The organism is Amycolatopsis sp. NPDC045836, assembly GCF_056431745.1.
Genome location: NZ_JBWKKF010000035.1, coordinates 37,513 through 57,162, shown reverse-complemented (window position 1 = coordinate 57,162; position 19,650 = coordinate 37,513). Strand labels below are relative to the sequence as shown.

General features: G+C 71.2%; 19 protein-coding genes. 3 read left to right on the top strand and 16 right to left on the bottom strand.

Translation table 11 applies throughout. From position 1 onward, the window contains the following. The 6 genes from AC07EG_RS38120 to AC07EG_RS38095 form a co-directional block, all read right to left on the bottom strand. A partial coding sequence (locus AC07EG_RS38120; RefSeq protein ID WP_478258146.1) for a sodium:solute symporter family transporter occupies positions 1-368 on the bottom strand: 368 nt, incomplete at its 3' end. Beyond that, positions 365-721 carry a DUF485 domain-containing protein gene (locus AC07EG_RS38115; RefSeq protein ID WP_478258145.1) on the bottom strand — a complete coding sequence of 119 codons (357 nt, stop codon included), beginning with the start codon at positions 719-721 and terminating at the stop codon, positions 365-367. The genes AC07EG_RS38115 and AC07EG_RS38120, both read right to left, overlap by 4 nt. A 67-nt stretch (positions 722-788) precedes the next feature. Then, positions 789-2,561, bottom strand: a complete 1,773-nt coding sequence (locus tag AC07EG_RS38110; protein ID WP_478258144.1) for a sodium/solute symporter — start codon at positions 2,559-2,561, stop codon at positions 789-791. A 295-nt stretch (positions 2,562-2,856) separates the two neighbouring features. After that, on the bottom strand, positions 2,857-3,204 hold the full coding sequence (locus tag AC07EG_RS38105) for a hypothetical protein (protein ID WP_478258143.1): 348 nt from the start codon (positions 3,202-3,204) through the stop codon (positions 2,857-2,859). 3 nt (positions 3,205-3,207) lie between these two features. Next, positions 3,208-3,990 carry a LytR/AlgR family response regulator transcription factor gene (locus AC07EG_RS38100; RefSeq protein WP_478258142.1) on the bottom strand — a complete coding sequence of 261 codons (783 nt, stop codon included), beginning with the start codon at positions 3,988-3,990 and terminating at the stop codon, positions 3,208-3,210. After that, on the bottom strand, positions 3,987-5,027 hold the full coding sequence (locus tag AC07EG_RS38095; protein WP_478258141.1) for a sensor histidine kinase: 1,041 nt from the start codon (positions 5,025-5,027) through the stop codon (positions 3,987-3,989). Before AC07EG_RS38095 ends, AC07EG_RS38100 begins: the two co-directional genes overlap by 4 nt. A 139-nt stretch (positions 5,028-5,166) precedes the next feature. On the opposite strand from AC07EG_RS38095, the gene AC07EG_RS38090 reads away from it, so the two are divergent. Next, positions 5,167-6,162, top strand: a complete 996-nt coding sequence (locus AC07EG_RS38090; protein ID WP_478258140.1) for a winged helix-turn-helix domain-containing protein — start codon at positions 5,167-5,169, stop codon at positions 6,160-6,162. Here AC07EG_RS38090 and AC07EG_RS38085 read toward each other — a convergent pair. Genes AC07EG_RS38085 through AC07EG_RS38070 form a run of 4 tightly spaced genes read right to left on the bottom strand, consistent with a single transcriptional unit; the run spans position 6,159 to position 9,390 of the window. After that, on the bottom strand, positions 6,159-6,752 hold the full coding sequence (locus tag AC07EG_RS38085; protein WP_478258139.1) for a hypothetical protein: 594 nt from the start codon (positions 6,750-6,752) through the stop codon (positions 6,159-6,161). The two genes, AC07EG_RS38090 and AC07EG_RS38085, sit on opposite strands and share 4 nt — an antisense overlap. Before the next feature lie 20 nt (positions 6,753-6,772). Next, complete coding sequence (locus AC07EG_RS38080; protein WP_478258138.1) at positions 6,773-7,030, bottom strand: hypothetical protein; 258 nt, start codon at positions 7,028-7,030, stop codon at positions 6,773-6,775. Between the two features lie 48 nt (positions 7,031-7,078). Next, the gene (locus tag AC07EG_RS38075; protein WP_478258137.1) at positions 7,079-8,503 is read right to left on the bottom strand and encodes an amidohydrolase; all 1,425 of its coding nucleotides are present in this window, start codon (positions 8,501-8,503) and stop codon (positions 7,079-7,081) included. Positions 8,504-8,538: 35 nt separating this feature from the next. Beyond that, entirely contained in the window at positions 8,539-9,390 is an 852-nt protein-coding gene (locus AC07EG_RS38070; protein ID WP_478258136.1) for a helix-turn-helix domain-containing protein, read from the bottom strand. A gap of 119 nt (positions 9,391-9,509) precedes the next feature. Between AC07EG_RS38070 and AC07EG_RS38065 the strand changes: the two genes are divergently transcribed. Then, the gene (locus AC07EG_RS38065) at positions 9,510-10,565 is read left to right on the top strand and encodes an aldo/keto reductase (RefSeq protein WP_478258135.1); all 1,056 of its coding nucleotides are present in this window, start codon (positions 9,510-9,512) and stop codon (positions 10,563-10,565) included. A gap of 601 nt (positions 10,566-11,166) precedes the next feature. On the opposite strand, the gene lpdA is transcribed toward AC07EG_RS38065, so the two are convergent. Genes lpdA through AC07EG_RS38045 form a run of 4 tightly spaced genes read right to left on the bottom strand, consistent with a single transcriptional unit; the run spans position 11,167 to position 13,975 of the window. Next, positions 11,167-12,567, bottom strand: a complete 1,401-nt coding sequence (gene lpdA, locus AC07EG_RS38060) for a dihydrolipoyl dehydrogenase (protein ID WP_478258134.1) — start codon at positions 12,565-12,567, stop codon at positions 11,167-11,169. Positions 12,568-12,585: 18 nt separating this feature from the next. Beyond that, entirely contained in the window at positions 12,586-13,362 is a 777-nt protein-coding gene (locus tag AC07EG_RS38055; RefSeq protein WP_478258133.1) for a lysophospholipid acyltransferase family protein, read from the bottom strand. Between the two features lie 8 nt (positions 13,363-13,370). Further along, complete coding sequence (locus tag AC07EG_RS38050) at positions 13,371-13,544, bottom strand: hypothetical protein (RefSeq protein WP_478258132.1); 174 nt, start codon at positions 13,542-13,544, stop codon at positions 13,371-13,373. 23 nt (positions 13,545-13,567) lie between these two features. Further along, positions 13,568-13,975 (bottom strand): nitroreductase family deazaflavin-dependent oxidoreductase, encoded by a 408-nt coding sequence (locus AC07EG_RS38045; RefSeq protein WP_478258131.1) that lies wholly within the window; start codon positions 13,973-13,975, stop codon positions 13,568-13,570. A 145-nt stretch (positions 13,976-14,120) separates the two neighbouring features. Here AC07EG_RS38045 and AC07EG_RS38040 point away from each other — a divergent pair, with 145 nt between their 5' ends. Then, positions 14,121-15,362 (top strand): MFS transporter, encoded by a 1,242-nt coding sequence (locus AC07EG_RS38040; RefSeq protein WP_478258130.1) that lies wholly within the window; start codon positions 14,121-14,123, stop codon positions 15,360-15,362. Here the strand turns inward: AC07EG_RS38040 and AC07EG_RS38035 are convergent. Both AC07EG_RS38035 and AC07EG_RS38030 read right to left on the bottom strand, forming a co-directional pair. After that, positions 15,318-16,157 (bottom strand): sugar phosphate isomerase/epimerase family protein, encoded by an 840-nt coding sequence (locus tag AC07EG_RS38035; RefSeq protein WP_478258129.1) that lies wholly within the window; start codon positions 16,155-16,157, stop codon positions 15,318-15,320. The genes AC07EG_RS38040 and AC07EG_RS38035 overlap by 45 nt on opposite strands. Positions 16,158-16,168: 11 nt before the next feature. Then, positions 16,169-19,624, bottom strand: coding sequence for a ThuA domain-containing protein (locus AC07EG_RS38030; protein ID WP_478258128.1), 3,456 nt, complete (start codon positions 19,622-19,624; stop codon positions 16,169-16,171). Between the last annotated feature and the right edge of the window lie 26 nt (positions 19,625-19,650).

Below are 19,650 nucleotides of genomic sequence, written 5' to 3'. Positions count from 1 at the left end.
TGGCGCATCCGGAAGGCCAGCACGTCGCCCATGGTGAACTTCCCGGTGTTCCGGAGCAGTTCCGCCACCAGCAGCAAAGCCACCAACCAGGCGACCAGGAAGCCGATCGAGTAGAGGAAACCGTCGTACCCGTAGACCGCGATCGCCCCCGCGATACCGAGGAACGAGGCCGCCGACAGGTAGTCACCGGCGATCGCGACGCCGTTCTGCGGCCCGGAGAACGCGCGTCCGGCGGCGTAGTAGTCCGACGCGGTCTTGGTGTTCCGCGACGCCCGGAACACGATCACCAGCGTGACCACCACGAAGGCACCGAAGATGCTGATGTTCAGGATCGGGTTGGATCCCTGGACACCCTGTGCGAGGTTCACTTGCCCTCCCCTGCGGCGCTTTCCACGTCTTCACGGATCTTGTCCGCGACCGGGTCCAGGTGGCGGTTCGCGTGCCGCACGTACAGGCCGGTGATCACGAAGGTGGAGACGAACTGGAGCAGGCCGAGCACCAGGCCCACGTTGATGTTGCCGACCAGCTTGGTGGACATGAAGCCGTGGGCGTAGTCCGCGAGCACCACGTAGAGCAGGTACCACGTCAGGAACAGGCCCGTCATCGGGAACACGAAGGTCCGCAACCGCCGTCGCAGCTGCTGGAACTCCGGACCGGCCTGGATCGCCTTCCAGTCCGCGGTTTCGCCTGGTGGCCCCACGGCGGGTTCAGAGATACTCACGTCGACCTCCACGTCGAGGGTTGTGTGCCGCGACACACTAGGGAGGCGTTCGAGCGACGCGTAAGGATCAGCGGACGAATCGACGGGCCGTGCGACGAACGGTTGACGAACGACCGCTCGTCCGCGATGAGTGGCCTGGATCACGGCCCAGCAACAGCCGCTGGTTCAGGTAGGGGCTGCGGCCTTCCCCGAGGTGCAGGCGCAACATCGCGTCGCGGGACCACGCCGGAGGACGGCCGCGCAGGGACACCAGCACCATGGTGGCGAAGGCGAGCGGCACCGACCACGGGGCCGGTTGCGCCACCAGAATAGCCTGCCAGCCGGTCAGCGCCGGGCCGGACAACGTGGTGGCGATGGCACCCGCCGACGCGGTCAGGCCGACCAGCACCCCGCTGATCGCCCCGGTGGTGGTCAGCCGCGGCCACCAGATGCCCAGCACCAGCAGGGGGCAGAAGGTGGACGCGGCCACGGTGAAGCCCCAGGTCACCAGCACCCCGGCGTCGAGCCGGGCGGCGGGCAGCGCCAGCAGCACCACCGCGGCGGCCGCGGCGAGCACGGTGAACCGCATCTGCCGCAGCCCGCCCGCCAGCAGGTCGTGGGAGATCGCCCCGGACACCGCGAGCAGCAAACCCAGTGACGTGGCGAGGAAGGCGGCGAACGCACCGGCGGTGAGCAGCACGGTGAACAGGGCACCCGCCGGTCCGGGGTCGACCACCGCGGGCAACGCGACCACCGCGGTGTCGGTGGCCTCCGACAGGTACAGGTGCGGCACCAGCACCGTGCCCAGCGCGCCGTACACGCCCGGGAACAGGTAGAAGGCGCTGAGCAGCAGCACGGTCAGCGCGGCGGTCTTCCTGGCCGCGCGGCCGTCGATGCTGGTGTGGAAGCGCATCAGCACGTGCGGCAGGCCCATCGTGCCGAGCATGGTGGCCAGCAGCACCGCCCAGGTGCTCAGCACCGGGTACCCGGCGTGCTGCAGGTCCAAAGTGGGCAGGTCCCAGCCCGCTCCGCCCGGTGCTTCGTTGCCCACCGACGGCGCCGGGGTGCCCGCCGGGAAGACGATGGTCCGGCCCGCCTCGATCTCCTTGGTACCGGCCGGGATCAGCTCGGGGGTGCCGTCGGGGGCCCGCACCGCGGTCGGCACCTGGAACTGCAGCGTGGCACCCACGCGGAATTCGATGGTGGTGTCGCGGGTGAAGTGGGTGAACTTCGCCGGGTCCACCGCCTGCGCCCGCACCTCGGGCCCGGCCTGCAGCACCAGCCAGGCCGCGGGCACCAGGAACAGCACCAGCTTCAGGAAGAACTGGAAGGCCTGCACGTAGGTGGCCGCGCGCATACCGCCCAGCGAGAGCGTGGTCGCCGCGGCCACCCCGGCGATCACCACGCCCACCCAGTACGGCGTGCCGCCGACCGCGCCGAGCACCAGGCCCGCGGTCCGGAACTGCGGCACCAGGTAGAGCCCGCCGATCACCAGCACCACCACCGCGGCGATCCGGCGCAGCACCGGGGAAGCCAGCCGCGCCTCGGCGAAGTCGGGCACGGTCAGCGCTCCCGAACGGCGCATCGGCGCGGCGACCAGCACCAGCATCGCCACGTACCCGGCGGTGAAGCCGACCGGGTACCAGAGCGAGCCGATGCCGTCCTTGACCACCAGCCCGGCGACGCCGAGGAACGAGGCCGCCGACAGGTACTCCCCGGAGACCGCGGCGGAGTTCAGCAGCGGTGACACCCGGCGGGAGGCGACCAGGAAGTCCGAAGTGGTCCGCATCGCGGCGACCGCCCGCAGGCCGACGAGCAAGGTCACCAACACCACCGGCGCCACAGCGAGCGCGGCGATCACCCGCGGCCCCCGTGTGCTCGACCCGCCGCGGTCGCCGGCGCCACCTCGGGCGCGCCACCCTGCGCAGACCCCACGGGCACCACCCGCCGCACCGGCGAGCCTCCACCGGGCACAGCCATCATCCGCGGCCCCCGGTGAGTCCGGCCCGCAGCCGCCGACGCGTCGACCACAGTCCTCCGCGGGCTCGGCCCGCCGACCGCAGCAGCACCGCGCTCAACACGGCCACCCGCCTCCCCGGGCACCTCGCCCACCGCAGCCGCGAACCGGCACCGCGGCTTCACCAAGAGCACAGCGGTCATCCGCGGTCCTCCGCGTGTTCCGAGCGGCGCAGTTGCCAGCGGGCGAGCAGGACCAGCACCGGGTACGGCAGCGCCGCCACCGCCAGCCACGAAACCGGGATGCCCAGCCACCGCACCTCACCGAGGACCGGCAGCAGCGAGAGCGCCAGCGGCAGGCCGAACAGGAAGGCGAACAGCAGCGCCAGCGCGGTCACCGCCAGCCGCCGCTGGGCGCGGTAGACCCGCACCGCGCGGTCGGCGTCGGCGGCCTCCAGCTTCGCCACCGGTGAGCGGGTGCGGGCACGACGGCGCGAGTGCGCCAGTCGTGTCTGCGGGCTGGTGACCGCGACCCGCTTGGTGCGCACCGGCTAGGCTCCCCGCTCCGGCCGGTCCAGTTCCCCGCGGTGGGCGGCGCTGAGCAGCTGTTCACGCAGTTCACGGGCGTGCCTGCGGCTGACCGGCACGTCGCCCAGCTCGGTGTGCGCGAGCAGGCCGCCGGCGGAATCGCTGCGCAGTTCCCGGACCGCGCCGAGCGCCACCAGGAAGCTCCGGTGCGCGCGGACGAAACCCGCGCCGCCCCAGTACTCCTCCATGCGTGAGATCGGGATGCGCACCAGGTGCACCCCCGACGGCGTGTGCAGGCGGACGTAGTCGCCGTGCGCCTCGACGAACTGGACCTCGCTGCGGCGCACGTACCGGGTGCGCCCGCCGACCTCGACCGGCAGCGCGGCCATCGCGTCGGTCTGGCGGGTGGCCGGTTCGGCCGCGCCGCCCCCGCGCGCCATCTTCACCACGCGCGCCAGGGTGGCCGAGAGCCGTTCCGCGCGCACGGGCTTGAGCAGGTAGTCGATCGCGCCGATGCCGAACGCGGCGACCGCGTGGCCCTCGTGCGCGGTGACGAACACGATCACCGGCGGTTCGCTCAGCTTGGCCAGCAACCCGGCCATCTCCAGCCCGTCCAGGCCGGGCATGGAGATGTCCAGGAACACCGCGTCGAACGGCTCGCTCTGGATCATCCGCAACGCGGTCAGCGCGTCCGGGGCGCCGCTGACCGCGGCCACCTCCGGTGCCTCCTCCAGCAGGCGGCACAGCTCGGCCAGGGCCGGCGGCACGTCGTCGACCGCGAGCACCCGCAAGCCGCCGGTCCTCACGGCAGCACCCCCGGCTGGAACCGGGGCACCCGCAGCACCACGCGGGTCCCGGCGCCCTTCGCGGTCTCCACCACCAGCCCGTACCAGGGGCCGTAGACGCTGCGCAGCCGCTTGTCCACGTTGGCGAGGCCGAGGCTGTCCGGCTCGCCCTGCCCGGCGAGGATGGCTTCGGCCTTCTCCGGGTCCATGCCGACCCCGTCGTCCTCCACGCTGATCACGCAGTCCGTTCCCTCGGCGACACCGGAGACGTGCACCACGCCCCTGCCCGGCGACGGTTCGATGCCGTGGCGCACCGCGTTCTCCACCACCGGCTGCAGCACCAGGTACGGCACCGCCACCGCGAGCACCTCCGGGGAGACCCGCACCTGCACGGTCAGCCGCTCCCCGAGCACCGCCCGCTGCAGCGCCAGGTAGGTCTCGATGGCGTGGAACTCGTCGGCGAGCGTGGTGTACTCGCCGTGCCTGGCCAGGCTGTACCGGATGTAGTCGGCGAAGTCCAGCATGAGCTCGCGTGAGCGGTCCGGATCGGACCGGACCAGCGAGGCGATCACGGTCAGTGCGTTGTAGACGAAGTGCGGGGAGATCTCGGCCCGCAGCGCCCGCAGTTCGGCGCGGGCGGCGTTCTCGGCGGAGGCCTCCAGCCTGCCGCGGTCCAGCGCGTCGGCCACCCAGCCGGCCACCTCGCGCACCGCCGCCCGGTCCGGCCTGCCGCAGACCACCAGCACCCCGGCCAGGTCGTCGCGGGCGTGCAGCGGGAGCGCCTGCGCCGGTGGGCGGCCGCTGGCGGCCTCGGCGTGCAGCACGTTGTGGACCAGTGCGTCCGCGTCCACCCCGGCGGGCGGGTGCCCGGCCCAGACCAGCGCACCGGAGAGGTCGGCCAGGCCGACGGCGTCGGCTTCGAGCAGCCGCCGGATGCCGCGGGCGGCGTTGCGCGCCCCGCGCCCGCCGAGCCCGCCCTTGAGCTCCGCGGCGATCTGCCTGGCGGCGTGCAGCACCTCGGTCGGTTCCGCCCTGGGCAGCGCGCGCAACACCGGCATGCGTGCTCCCCTCCTCCTCGAAGTGGAGTAGATCGTAGCCGCTCAGCGGGCAGTGAGCGCGTGACAGCGCGCTGCCAGAGCAAGGCCGTACAACTTTCAACGAACGTTCGAAACAAACGCACAGGGGTGGGGGCACCCGATGTTGAAGATTCATTTCAGTCCGGACGACCTGACCAGGGTCAAGCTGCTCGACAGCCCGGACCCGCTGTGGGAGACCGTGCTCAGCCTGCACCAGCTCCAGGACCGCAACCCGGACCTGCTGTTCACCGGCTGGCGCCGTCGCGCGCGCGAGCGGATCGGCCGCTCGCACCGCTACCTGGCCACGCTCGCTCCCCCGATCGGCTACACCGCCGACTTCCTCACCCCGGGAGCCGGCTTCTGCGATCTCGAAGCAGGGATCGACGAGCTGCTGCGGACCCCGAAGAAGCTGCTGGCCGAAGGCACCACGCTGCTCGCCGAGACCCGGCAACTGCCGCCGTGGAACGTCGACCTCGCCGAAGGCAGGCCCGCCGCCCGCAAGCAGCTCGGCGACGCCGTCCGGGAGTACTTCGCCGGCACGCTGGCACCGCACTGGGCGTCGATCCGGTCCACCGTGCGCAGCGACACCGCCGAGCGCAGCCGCACCCTGCTGCGCGGCGGGGTGGAGCGGCTGCTGTCCACCCTGCACCCGGCCATCCGCTGGCGTTCCCCGGTGCTGGAGGTGGACTACCCGGTGGACCAGGAACTGCACCTGCAGGGCCGCGGCCTGGTGCTGGCGCCGTCGTTCTTCTGCTGGCGGCTGCCGGTCACGCTGAAGAACCCCGAGCTGCCGCCCACGCTGGTGTACCCGGTGGCCCGGCAGCTGGGCTGGGACTCCCCGCCGAGCACCCGCTCGCTGGACAACCTGCTCGGCCGCACGCGCGCCACCGTGCTCGCCGCGATCTGCACCTCACCCGGGGTGAGCACCACCGAACTGGCCAAGCAGCTGGCCATCTCGGCGGCGGGCGCCAGCCAGCACGCCACCGTGCTGCGGCAGGCGTCGCTGGTGGAAACGCGGCGCGAAGGCGGCACGGCCCGGCATTCGGTGACCACGCTGGGCAGCGCGTTGCTGGAGTCGTCACTGGCGGTGTCCGAACTGGCCGGTTGCCGTAGTTAGGCCTCCAGGAAGACGATCCGCTCGGGGTCGGTGGTGAGGCGCAGTTGCTGGCGCCTCACCTCGACCAGGGTGGCCAGTTCGGTGGACCGGCCCTCGGGGGTGGTGAACAGCCGGTCGTTGCGCGTGTCCAGGTAACGCGCGAAGTTGGCCAGCGAGACCCCGCCGCCCTCGTCGAGGGCCAGGTAGTCGACCAGGCGCCGGAACAACTTGGGCAGCAGCACCACCTCCTCCTGCAACTGCTTGCGCGAGGTCAGCCGGAAGCCCGCCGTGGAGGCGTCGTGCGCCCAGATCCCGGCGTTCTCCTCGCGGGCGGCCACGGCGGCGTCGGCGAGCGCCTGCCGGAGGTCGAGGTAGAGCAGGGAGTAGAAAGTCGGATACGCGTGCCCGGCTTCCAGCAGTTCGTGATTCGCGGAATCGGCGACGCCCTTCGTGTCCAGGTGCACCTGGCTGCCGTCCTTCGCGCGCCCGCGCGAGCCGCGGAATGCGAATGCGACCGGGCGCCCGTACTTGTCGGCGAACCGGGTCAGGATGTGCCCCGGCACGCTTTCCGGTTTGGCCGAGGTGACCGTTCCCTCGTCGTCCCTTTCCACGGTTTTGAAACCGAGGTGTCTCAGCAGCGCGTCGGCCGCGGTTCTGGCCAGGGCGGGGTGCTGGTGCCACCCCCTCCCCCCGGAGCTTGGCTCTGGTAATGGGTTTCCAGCGCGTCGATGCCTTCGAGGCGCAGTTGTGCCCCGCCACGCGCGTTGAGCCGGACCCGCAGTCCGGCTTTGGTGAACGCGTCCACATCGGTTGGGTAGAACCGCACCGAATCACCGTCGGGCGACGCGCCGACGATTTGGAAACTGCCTTTGATCAAGGTGAGAGTCATGCGGCCATGCTAAGTAGCCGAGGTTGCGATTACACCGCTGTCAGCCGTTCAGCCCAATGAATGGAAGAATGTCGGGCGCCCTTCCAGCACGGTGGCGAGCACCGGAACCGCACGCAGGTCGGCGGTGCGCAAGTCCGCCGCCACCACGACCAGATCGGCCACGTCCCCCACCGCGACGGTGCCGCGCCCGCCGGAGGCCGCGGTCAACGCGGCTTCCAGTGGCAACGCCTGCTCCGGGTGCCAGCCGGGACGGTCGTCGTCGGTGCGGGTGACCGCCGACGCGATGGCGTCCCACGGATCCAGCGGCGCGACCGGTGCGTCCGAACCGAACTCGAGCTTCGCCCCGGCGGAAAGCAGGGCGCGGTAAGGGAAAGCGTCGGCGGTGCGGGAGGCCCAGTGGTGGTCGGCGACGTCGCGGTCGTCCGGCTGGTGCGCGGGTTGCACGCTCGCCACCACGCCGAGCCCGGCGAACCGCGGGAGGTCCTCGGCGCGGACCAGCTGGGCGTGCTCGATCCGGCCGCCGATGCCGAGTTCTTCGAAGGCGTTCAACGCCAGCGTGTTCGCGTGGTCACCGATCGCGTGCACCGCGGCCGAGATGCCGTGCTCGGCGGCCCGCCGCAGCAGGGCGACGAGTTCGTCGTAGGGCAGTTCGAGCAGGCCGTGGTCACCGCCTTCGTAGGCGTGGTGGCAGTAGGCCGTGCGCGTGTTGAGCGAACCGTCGACGAACACCTTGACCGGGCCCACGCTGAGCAGGCCGTCGGTGTCCCCGGTGCGCCTGCCGAGCGCGATGGCGGTGTCGAGCAGGTACCGGGCGATCACGCAGGACACCCGCACCGGCAACGGCCCGGCTTCGCGGCGGCGCTGCCAGGCACCCATCGTGTCGGTGTACTCGAAGTCGGCGATCTTCGTCACACCCAGCGCGGCGGCGGCCTCGGCGGCTTCGAGCACCCAGCGGTCCACCACCTCCGGCGGCGCCGAGGGCAGTTCGGCGGTGGCGCTCATGCAGTCCTGCTCCAGCAGCACCCCGGTCGGGTGCTCGCGGCCGATCAGCGCGAGCGCGGCCGGGCTCAGCCACACCGTGTGCAGGTCGGCGCTGAACAGGGCGATCGGCTGGCCGGGCAGCGCGCGTTCGAGCAGGTCCTTGTGCGGGGTGTCGGGCCAGAGCCCGTCGCGGAACCCGTGGCCGAGCACCAGTTCGCCCGGCCGGTGCCCGTGCCGGACGAGCGCGTCCACCACTTCGGCCGCCGACTTCGCCTCCTCCAGCGGAAGGCGACGACGTGAGCTGGCCCACTGTTCGCAGTGGACGTGCGAGTCGACCAACCCCGGCAGCAACGTGCCGCCGTCCCCGTCGATCACCTCGGCCCGCCCCGGGCCGCCGTCACCGATCTCGACCACCCGCCCACCGGCGATCCGCACGCCGACCAGCGGCCCGTCCAACCCCAGCCGCACGTCGCGCAGGAACAGCTCACCCACCGAACCACGTCCTTCCCGGTTTCCCCTCGACCCGATCATGCCCGGACGGGGGCACCCCCGGGTTTCAGCCGGTCCAGCGCCGCCTGGCTCCGCTCGTCCGCGGCGCGGTAGAGGACCAGCAACTGGTCCGGGTCCTGCAACGGCCGGAGGGTTTCGAACTGCACGGTGAGCACGCCGACCTCGGGGTGCCGCATGACCTTGCGCCCGCGGCCGCTGACCTTGACGTCCCGCTCGGCCCACAACCGCGCGAAGTCCTCGTTGCCGTCGGTGAATTCGGCGATGAGACCGGCCAGCGTCCCGTCGTCCGGGTGCGCGGCCCACGCGGCACGCAGGTGGGCGATCCCTTCCCGCACCACGCGTTCGCGGTCGGGGTAGAACTCGCGCACCCGGGGGTGCATCAGGCACAACCACATCGAATTGCGCTGCGACGGCAGCAGGGTGCCGAGGTCCACCAGCAGCGCGGCCATCTCGGCGTTCCAGGCCAGGATGTCGTAGCGGTGGTTCAGGAGCATGGCGGGCAGCGGGGACAGGTCGTCGACCAGCCGGGCCAGCGGCGGCGCCGGTACGGTGGCGAGCTTGTCGGCGTTGCGGGGGCGTTGCCGGGCCAGGTCGAACAGGTAGGCGCGTTCGTCCGGCGCCAGGTGCAGCGCCCCGGCCAGCGCCTCCACCACCTCCGCCGACGGCCGCAGCCCGCGTGCCTGTTCCAGCCGCACGAGGTAGTCGACGCTGATCCCGGCCAGCTCGGCGACCTCTTCGCGACGCAGTCCCGGGGTGCGCCGGGCCTGGCGGCGCGGCGGCAGCCCCGCGTCACGCGGATCCAGGCGCTCACGCCGGGTCCGCAGGAACGCGGCCAGCTCCCGGGTCCGGTCCACCGCTGCGGTTGTCATGGTCACTGCAACCGCCGGGGTGGGACCGCTGTTCCCAGGAAGTTCCCTCCCTTACCGCGCCCCCGCCGCGGTCGCAGACTCGCTGTCGACCACGGAGCACAAGCACAGGAGGACTTCCGATGTCGCTCACCCTCGACAGCTACCGGCTGCTGGGCCGGTCCGGGCTGCGGGTCTCCCCGCTGGCGCTGGGCACGGCGACCTTCGGCACCGAGTTCGGCTGGGGTGCCGGGAAGGACGAGGCACGCGAGCTGTTCGACACCTACGTCGAGCGCGGTGGCAACTTCATCGACACCGCGAACACCTACACCAACGGCAGCGCCGAGCGCCAGCTGGGCGGATTCACCCGTGACAACCGCGAAAGCCTGGTGCTGGCGACGAAGTACACGACGCTGCGCCGTCCCGGTGACCCCAATTCCGCCGGGAGCCACCGCAAGAGCATGTTCGCCTCGGTGGAAACCAGCCTGCGGCACCTGAACACGGACTACCTGGACCTGCTCTACCTGCACGTCTGGGATTTCACGACACCGGCCGAGGAGATCCTGCGCGGCTTGGACGACCTGGTCCGGCAGGGCAAGGTGCTGTACACGGCGATGTCCAACGTCCCGGCCTGGGAGGTCTCCCGCCTGCAGGCGATCGCCGACCTGCGTGGCTGGTCACCGCTGGTCGGGCTGCAGGTCGAGTACAACCTGGTCAACCGGGCCGCGGAACGCGACCTGATCCCGATGGCACGGGCGATGGGGCTGGGCGTGACCCCGTTCTCCCCGCTGGCGGGCGGTCTGCTCACCGGCAAGTACACCCGGGCGGACCTGGCGGCGGACGCCGGGGCGGGCACCCGCAAGAGCTTCAACGCCGGTCTGGGGCTGGTCACCGAACGGAACCTCGCCATCGCCGACGTGGTGCGGGAGGTCGCCGCGGAGGCGGGCTGCACCCCCGCCCAGGTCGGGCTGGCGTGGACCCTGCGGAACCCGGACGTGACCGCCCCGATCATCGGCGCCCGCACCGTGGCACAACTCGACGAGAACCTGGGTGCCTTGGAGGTCGAGCTCACCGCCGCCCAACTGGCGCGCTTGGCCGAGGCCAGCGCCATCGACCTCGGCTACCCGCACGACCTGCTGGCCAGCGACCACATCCGCACCGTCACCCGAGGCGACCTCAAGATCGACGCCCGCCGCTGAGGAACCCACCGCTCCCAAGCCCCCACCGCGGACGAAAGGTGAGCGCCCCCGAGCCCTCACCGGCACCGGGGAACGACAGGTGAGCAGACAGCCCACCCTCAAGCGCCGACCGGGAGCGGAGCAAAGCCGGAACCGGGAAGCAGGCACCCAACCCGCCAGCAGGGGCCGGAAGCCGGAACCGGGAAGCAGGCACCCGCCAACCGAGGCCAGCACCGGAAGCGGGCACCCAACCACCAACCGGGACCGGAGCCGAAACCGAGAAGCAGGCACCCGCCAACCGAGGCCAGCACCGGAAGCGGGCACCCAACCACCAACCGGGACCAGAGCCGAAACCGAGAAGCAGGCACCCGCCAACCGAGGCCAGCACCGGAAGCGGGCACCCAACCACCAACCGGGACCAGAGCCGAAACCGGGAAGCAGGCACCCGGCCAGCAGCCAAGGCCAGAAACCGGGAACGGGAAGCGGGCACCCGGCCGCTCACCCACCCCATCCCGGTCCGAAGCCAGAACACGGCGGAGGCCGGCTGGTCAAGGCGTCTTTCCCGCCTTGACCAGCCGACCTCCGCCGTCACACTGGAGAACCGTGGTGGATCCCACGGAACTCACATGTTGATCATGTGCCCGGCCAGCCCGTGCACCGCTTCCTTCACCGCTTCCGAGAGCGTCGGGTGGGCGTGCACGTTCCGCGCCACCTCGTGCACCGTCAGGTCCCACTGCTGCGCCAGGGTCAGCTCCGGCAGCAGCTCCGTCACGTCCGGCCCGATCATGTGCGCACCGAGCAGTTCCCCGTGCGTGTTGTCGCTGATGATCTTGACGAAACCGACCGGGTCGGCCAGGCCGTGCGCCTTGCCGTTCGCGGTGAACGGGAACTTCGCCACGTTCACGTCGAAGCCCTTCTCCCGCGCCTGCTCCTCGGTCCAGCCGAACGAGGCGACCTGCGGCTGGCAGAACGTCGCCCGCGGGATCATCACGTAGTCCAGTTCCATGGTCTCCGCACCGCCGATGGTCTCCGCGGCGACGATGCCCATGGACTCCGCCGCGTGCGCCAGCATCAGCTTCGCGGTCACGTCCCCGATGGCGTAGATGTTCGGCACGTTCGTCCGGCAGAAGCCGTCGATCTCGATGGCACCGCGTTCGGTCAGCTTCACGCCGGTGTTCTCCAGGCCGTAGCCCTCCACCCGCGGCTGGAACCCGATCGCCTGCATCACCTTGTCGGCTTCGAGCGTCTGCTCCTTGCCGTCCTTCGACACCGTCACGCGCACCTTCGCGCCCGACTCGTCGATCGACTCGACCCTGGTCGAGGTGAGCACCTCGATGCCCAGCTTGCGGTAGCGCTTGGCCAGTTCCTTGGACACCTCGGCGTCCTCCAGCGGCACCATCCGGTCGAGGAACTCGACGATGGTGACCTGGACGCCGTAGTTGTGCAGCACGTACGCGAACTCGACGCCGATCGCGCCCGCGCCGGCGATGATGATGCTCTCCGGCAGCTCGCGGGTGAGGATCTGCTCCTCGTAGGTGACCACGCGGTCGCTGACCGCGGTGCCCGGCAGCAGCCGGGTGGTCGCGCCCGCCGCGATGATGCAGTTGCCGAAGGTGATCGTCTCGCTGCCACCGTCGGTGAGCGCCACCTCGAGCGTGTTCGCGTCGGTGAAGCTGCCCCAGCCGGAGAACTCGGTGATCTTGTTCTTCTTCATCAGGAAGTGCACGCCCTTGACGCGCCCCTCCGCGACCTGGCGGCTGCGGTCGTGGGCCGCGCCGAAGTCGAAGCTCACCGACCCGTCGACCTGGATGCCGAACGTCTTGGCCTCGTGGTGGAACAGGTGGGCCAGCTCGGCGTTGCGCAGCAGCGCCTTGGACGGGATGCAGCCCACGTTCAGGCAGACCCCGCCCCAGTACTTCTCCTCGACGATCGCCGTCTTCAGCCCGAGCTGAGCAGCGCGCACGGCCGCGACGTACCCGCCGGGCCCCGCTCCCAGCACCACCACATCGAAATGAGCACTCATGCTCGCCAGCCTATGCCCCTAACGGGTGACGGGTGGGGTCTGGCCGCGTTCTTCACCGAGGAGGGTGGTGACGGCGGTCATGATCCGGTCGGTGGCCTCCCGCAGCACCGCGGCCGTCGGCTCGGCACCGGCCAGGTCGGACAGGTCGACCGGCGGCCCGGCCACCAGCCGCACCCGGGGCCGGTGGTGGAACCGCGGCAGCGGGCTGCCCTGCGGCAGCAGCTCGTGCGTGCCCCAGTTGGCCACCGGCACCACCGGCGCCCCGGTCTCCAGCGCGATCCTGGCGATGCCGGTCTTGCCGCGGGACGGCCAGTGGTCCGGGTCCTCGCCGAACCCGCCCTCCGGGAAGACCACCACGCACTCGCCGCGCCGGACCGCGCCCACCGCGTCGCGGTAGGCCCCCGACGCCGTCGGCTTGCCGCGGTGCACCGGGATGTGCCCGCCGCCGGACATGATCGAGCCGACCAGCGGCAACCGCCACAGGTCGGCCTTGGCCAGGTACCGCGGCACCCGGCCGGCCGACAGGCAGAACGCGGTCAGCGTGGTCGGGTCGGCGTAGGACAGGTGGTTCGACGCCACCACGACCCCGCCGGAGGCGGGCAGGTGCTCGGTGCCGCGGAAGCTCAGCCGCGTGCCGAAGACCAGCATCGGCCAGATCACGTCGATCGCCAGGCCGTAGAAGAACCCGCGGCGACGGCGGGGGAACCGCCTGGTCGCCGCCCACAGTTCAGCGGGTGTGAGCGGACCCCGCCCGGTTTCGAGCGGGGTCCACCGAAGACTCCTCCTGCGCAGCACCTCGGACCTCAGCGGTCGGAATCGGCTTCCACCGGCCAGTCCGCGAGCTCGCGCACGATGCGCTGCGCGCGGGCCAGCCCCGGCACCTCCGCGGGGTTCAGCTCGCCCCGCTCGGCCTGCCGTTCGGCTTCGGCGAGCTTGGCCAGCAACCCGGCGACCTCGATGCTCGAGTCCTTCGACATGGTGCCTGCGCTCCCTGGGGGTGTCAGCTCTGGCGTTCCAGCACGACCACGGGGATCGGCCGGTCGGTCTTCTTCTGGTAGTCATCGTAGTCCGGCCACACCGCCACCATCTTCGGCCACAGCACCGCCTTCTCCTGCTCGTCGGCGGTCCGCGCCCGCGCGGTGAACTTGTCCGCCTTGACCTGCACCTTCACCTCGGGGTTCTCCTGGAGGTTGAGGTACCAGCCGGGGTGGGAGTCGGCGCCGCCCTTGGAGGCGACCACCACGTAGTTCCCCTCGTGCTCCTGGTAGATCAGCGCGAACTTGCGGTCCTGCCCGGTCTTGCGGCCCTTGGTGGTGAGGATGAGCACGGGGGCGCCCTTCTGCCAGTCGTGCCCTTCTTCCCCGTCGGTCTCCTCGTACCGGCGGACGTGCTCGTCACCGAACAGCATGGAAAAGCTCCTCTCCGTCACAGGTTGTCTCGTCGGCAACAGACGCCGGAGCGGACCCGGCTATTCCGCGGCGCGGATTGGCCCAATCCACCCGGGGCAGGATTGGACCTCCTGGTCGGCCAATGCGACTCCTACCGTTGCTGCCATGAGCGTTCTCCCCCACCCTGGCCCACCTCGCGTGCTCGCGCTCGCCCAGCTGATCAACTCCTTCGGCGACGGCGCCTTCTACGTCACCTCGGCGCTGTACTTCACCCGGGTGGCCGGCCTGTCGGCGGCCGAGGCCGGGTTCGGGCTGACCGCGGGCTGGGCAGCCGGTTTCCTGGTGAGCGCCCCGCTCGGCGCGTTCGCCGACCGGCGGGGCCCGAGGGGCACGGCGGTCGCGCTCGCGCTGGGCACCGCCGCCGCGGTCGGCGCCTTCGTGTTCATCGGCTCGTTCGTCGCTTTCGTCCTGGCCGCCTGCGTTTACGCGGCCATGCAATGTGGACTGTCGGCGGCCCGCCAGGCGCTGCTCGCGGCGCTGGTGGACGCCGCCGACCGCACGGCGACGCGGGCGCACCTGCAGTCGAGCACGAACGCCGGGCTCGCGGTGGGTGCCGCGCTCGGCGGGCTGGCGCTCTACGCCGACACCCGTGGTGCGTACCTCGCGGTGTTCGCCGTGGACGTCGCCGGGTTCATCGCCGCCGCGTTGCTGCTGCTCCGGCTGCCGCCGACCCCGCGGGCCCCGGCGAGGACGGCCGGGGAGCCGCGGCTGGCCGTGCTGCGGGACAAGCCGTACGCGCTGGTCTCGCTGTTGAACCTGGTGCTCCAGCTGCACATCCCGATGCTCGGGCTGGCCATTCCACTGTGGATCGTCCAGCGCACGCAGGCGCCCGGCTGGACGGTGTCCGCGCTGCTGGTGCTCAACACGGTGAGCGTGGTGCTGTTCCAGGTGCGCGTGGCCCGGCGGGTCGGGGACCTGGCCACCGCGGCGCGCACGGTCCGGTACGCGGGTGTGCTGCTGCTCGCCTCCTGCGGGGTCTTCGCGTTGTCCGCCACCGGTTCCTCGGCCTGGACCGCGGCCCTGGTCCTGCTGGTCGCGGCCGCGTTGCAGGTGGTGGGCGAGATGATGCAGGCCGCCGGCGGCTGGGAGCTCAGCTTCGCGCTGGCCCCCGAGGGCAGGCACGGCCAGTACCAGGGCTTCTTCGGTTCCGGGTTCGCCGTCGCGCGGATGATCGGGCCGCTGGTGCTGACCACGCTGGTGCTCTCCGGCGGCGCGCTCGGCTGGCTGCTGCTCGGCGGTGCCTTCCTCACCGCCGGGCTCGCCATGGGCCCGGCGGTGAGGTGGGCTGCCGCGAACCGGCCGCTAGAAGCGGACGTTCCGCAGGTACTCGTAGCTGCGCGCCGCTGAGGTCAGCGGCACCCCGGGCTGGTCGTGCTCGACCACGTACTCCCGGATCCCGGACCGGGCGTACTGGCGGAAGATCGACGGCCAGTCGAGGGTGCCGTGCCCGACGTCCTCGAACGAACCGTCCGCCGCCATGTCCTTCACGTGGTACACCGGGAACCGGCCCGGGTACCGCGCGAAGTAGTCGAGCGGGTCGTACCCGCCCTGGTAGCACCAGTAGAGGTCCAGTTCGAAGTTCACGAACCGCGGATCGGTCTCCTCGACGAGGATGTCGTAGAGCACCTCGCCGTCGACGGTCTTGAAGTCGACACCGTGGTTGTGGAACAGGAACTTCAACCCGGCGCTGCGGGCGAGCACACCCCACCCGCCGAACTCCGACGCCGCCAGGCGGTACCCGGCGACCGTCTGCAGCGAGCCGGGCAGCGACGGCACGACGAGGTAACGCACCCCGAGCACCCGCGCGGTCTCGATCTCCTTGACCGCGTTGGCGCGCATGGCGTCCCAGCTGGTGTGCGTGAGCACCGCCCGCAGACCAGCCTTGTCCAGCATCGCGCGGAACGCCTGCGGGCTGTGCCCGTAGAGCCCGCTGACCCCGACCGTGGCGTACCCGATGGCGCTGAGCGCGCCGAGCGTGCCCTGGGCGTCGTTCTGCATCAGCGCGCGCACGGTGTACAGCTGGATGCCGATGTGGTCGGGCGGCACCGCGTGCAACGGCTCGGCCGCCGCGATCCCGCTGGTCAGCCCCATGGCCGCGGTGGTGCCGACGGCCAGCTTCAGAAAGGTACGACGTGATTCCACAGCTGCTCCCCTCAGTCGACCGTCACGACGACATGACCGTTGCTGGTGACCCCGGTGTCGTCCACCACGGTCAGCCGCGCGGTGTAGCTGCCCTTGCGCGGGTAGGCGTGGCTCGCGGTCTGGCCGTCGGCCTTGGTGTTGTCGCCGAAGTCCCAGTGGTACTCGGCGATCGTGCGGCCGGCCGGCGGGGTGGCCTTCGCGCTCAGCGCCACGGTCAGCGGCGCCGGTCCCGATGCCGGGGCGGCGCTCACCGCGACTTCGGCGTTGATGCCCGGCAGGGTCGCGCCCCGGCCGTTGAACTGCAGCCAGTCCAGCGAGAGCAGGTCCGCCTTGGCCGGGGTCCAGTCCGGGTTCACGAACACCGCGTGCAGCTTGACCGGCCGTCCCGGATCGGTCAGCGGCACCGTCGGTGAGACCAGGTTGCCCCAGCCACCGGTGTTCGGCACGGCCACCGAGCCCAGCAGCTGCCCGGCCGGCGAGTCCGCGCGGAACTCGATGGTGCCGCCGAGGCCACCGGAACCGGCACCGACGGTCACCGAGCTGATGCCCTTGAGGTTGATCGGGTCGTAGGCGACCCAGTCGCCGTGCTCGATCTCCCCGAGCCGCTTGCCCGCCGACGCGCCGCTGTTGCTGATCGTCTGCGTGCCGCCGCCGTCCCCGCCGGTGCCCTCGTGGTGCTCGGCCTCCTTGCGCTTCGGCTCCAGCGTCAGGTGCGCCGACCCGACCAGGCTCGGCGCGCCCCGGCCACCGGCGTCGGTGTAGGTGGCGCTGAGCGCGGCGTACAGGTTCTGGCCGGGGCCGTGGCTGCCGCCCGCGTCGGTCTGCACGGTGCCGGTGCAGCCGGTCACGTTGTCCATCGGGTGCAGGTGCGTGTCGTGCCCGAGCTGGGACTGGACCACGACCTTCGAGCAGTCGATCCGGCCGTCCTCGCGGTCGGTGACTTCCACGGTGAACGGGATCTTGTCGCCGAAGTCGAACATGCCGCCGTGCACCGGTGTGCTGACCTTGACCTCGGGGCGGGTGTTGCCGGGCGTGATCTCGGCGACCGCGACCCCGGTGAGGTCGTTCGTCGTGCTGGTCACCGTGAGCCGGGCGGTGAACCGGCCGGGTTCGGTGTAGACGTGCGTCGGGTTCGGCTCGGTGGAGTCGACGGTGCCGTCGCCGTCGAAGTCCCAGGCGTAGGTGATCGGCTCGCCGTCCCCGCCGCCGGTGCCTTCGCTGGAGAAGTTCACCGTCAGCGGCACGCGCCCGTTGTCGGCCGACGGGGTGATCTTGGCCGACGGTGCGCGGCCGTTGGCCACGTAGTCGATGCGGTAGATGCCGGCGCCTTCGTTGCTGCCACCGCGGCCGGTGCCGCTGCCCTCGCCGAAGTCGATCACGTACAGCGAGCCGTCCGGGCCGAACTCCGCCTCGAAGGGCTGGATCCAGCTCATGCCGCCGAGCACGCCGTTGATCGAGTTCAGGTCACCGGCTTTCACCGGCGGGAACTTCGGGTCGGTGAAGCTCTGGTCGGCCTGCTGGACCGACATCGCCTTGAACCACTTGCGGGTCAGCTCGTAGTTGAGCCACTTGCCGTCGAAGTACTCCGGGAACTTGGTGACCAGCGGGTTGGCCGGGTCGTAGTCGTAGACCGGGCCGCCCATCGGGCCGCCGCCACCGGTGCCGAGCTCGGGGAACTCCGCCGAGGCCGAGTAGGCGTACCACATCCACGCGGGCGTGGCGGGCGGCAGCTCGGTCAGGCCGGTGTTGTTCGGCGAGTCGTTGACCAGGTTGCCGCAGTCGAACTTGCCCTTCGACCGGTTCGTGGCGAAGTCCCAGTCGTTGAACGGCGTGTTGTCGCCGACGCAGTACGGCCAGCCCTGGTTGCCCGCCTGGGTGATCCGGTCGAACTCGACCGTGCCCTCCGGGCCGCGGTCGGGGTTGGCGGCCCGCGAGTCGGGGCCGTAGTCGCCGACCAGCAGGGCACCGGTCTGCGGGTCCACGGTGATGCGGAACGGGTTGCGCATGCCCATCACGTAGATCTCGGGCCGCGTCTTCTCGGTGCCCGGCGCGAACAGGTTGCCCTCGGGCACGGTGTAGGTGCCATCCGGCTGCGGGGTGATCCGCAGGACCTTGCCGCGCAGGTCGTTCGTGTTGCCCGCGGTGCCCTGGGCGTCCCACGCCCGGCGGCCTTCGCGTTCGTCGATCGGGGCGAACCCGTCGGAGGCGAACGGGTCGGTGTTGTCGCCGGTGGCGATGTAGAGGTGGCCGTCCTTGCTCATCGCCAGCGAGCCGGCCATGTGCGAGTTGGCCCGGCCCTCACCGCGGAAGGTGGGGATCTCCAGCAGCCGCTTCTCACTGGCCGGGTCGACGGTGTCGCCGGTGACGGTGAACCGCGAGACGTTGAGCCGCTTCTCCACCTTGTCCGAGTACAGCAGGTACAGGTGGTGGTTCTCGGCGAAGCCCGGGTCGAGCGTCAGCCCGAGCAGGCCGTCGGACTGGCTGGTCATCTCCGAGCTGTACTGGAAGTCCAGTGCGGTGCTGACCTTCAGCGTCTGCTGGTCGATGATCTTCAGCGCGCCGGTGCGCTGGATGTAGAACACCCGGCGGTCCGGGGCCACGGCCAGTTCGAACGGGTCGGCCAGGCCCTGGGTCTGCAGCGGCACCCGCTGGAAGTTCTTGTCCTGGGTGGCCCCGCACTCACCCGGCTTCGCCCCGGAAGCCCACTCGATGCCGCCGAGCAGGTGGTTCCGGAACAACGGGTCGCTGAACTTCTCCTTGGCGTGCCCGCCCGCGGTGAACCAGGAGCGGCCGCCGTCGTAGTTCTGGCACCACGACCACGGGTGCTCCAGGCCCTGGTCCAGACCAGGCAGGCCGTCCCCGATCTTGATCTGGGCCAGCGTGTGCACCTTGCCGGTCGGGTTGACCTTCCAGTTGTACCACTCTTCGTGCTGCTCCCAGAGTTCCGGCAGGTCCTTCGTGGACGGGTGCACCCGGTCCAGCACCTTCACCCGGCCGGCCTGGGGCGCCGGGTGGTGCGTGAAGATGGCGCCGACGAGGCCCTCGTACCAGGCCCAGTCGCGCTCGCTGGCCGAAGCCGCGTGGATGCCGGTGTAACCGCCGCCCGCCCGGATGAACCGCTGGAAGGCGGCCCGCTGCCCGGCGTCGAGCAGATCGCCCTTTTCGGGCGTGGAGTTGGTGTTGTTGAACACGATCGCGTCGAACCGGGCGAGGTTCGTGTCGGTGAACGCGGCGGCGTCGTCGGTGGCCTCGACGTCGAAGTCGTGCTCCGCCCCGAGCTCCTCGATCGCCGCGATCCCCGCCGGGATCGAGTCGTGGTAGAAGTTCGTGACCTTGGAGAAGACCAGGACCGCGAACCTGGCCTGTGCCGCGGCCGGGGCCGCGGTGAGCGCGGCGGCCATGGCCGTGGCCAGCAGCAGCCCGGCCAGCGCCGGCCACCTGGTTTTTGCACGGGACTTCACTCGCATCACGGGGTCCAACCTCTCTGTTGGCA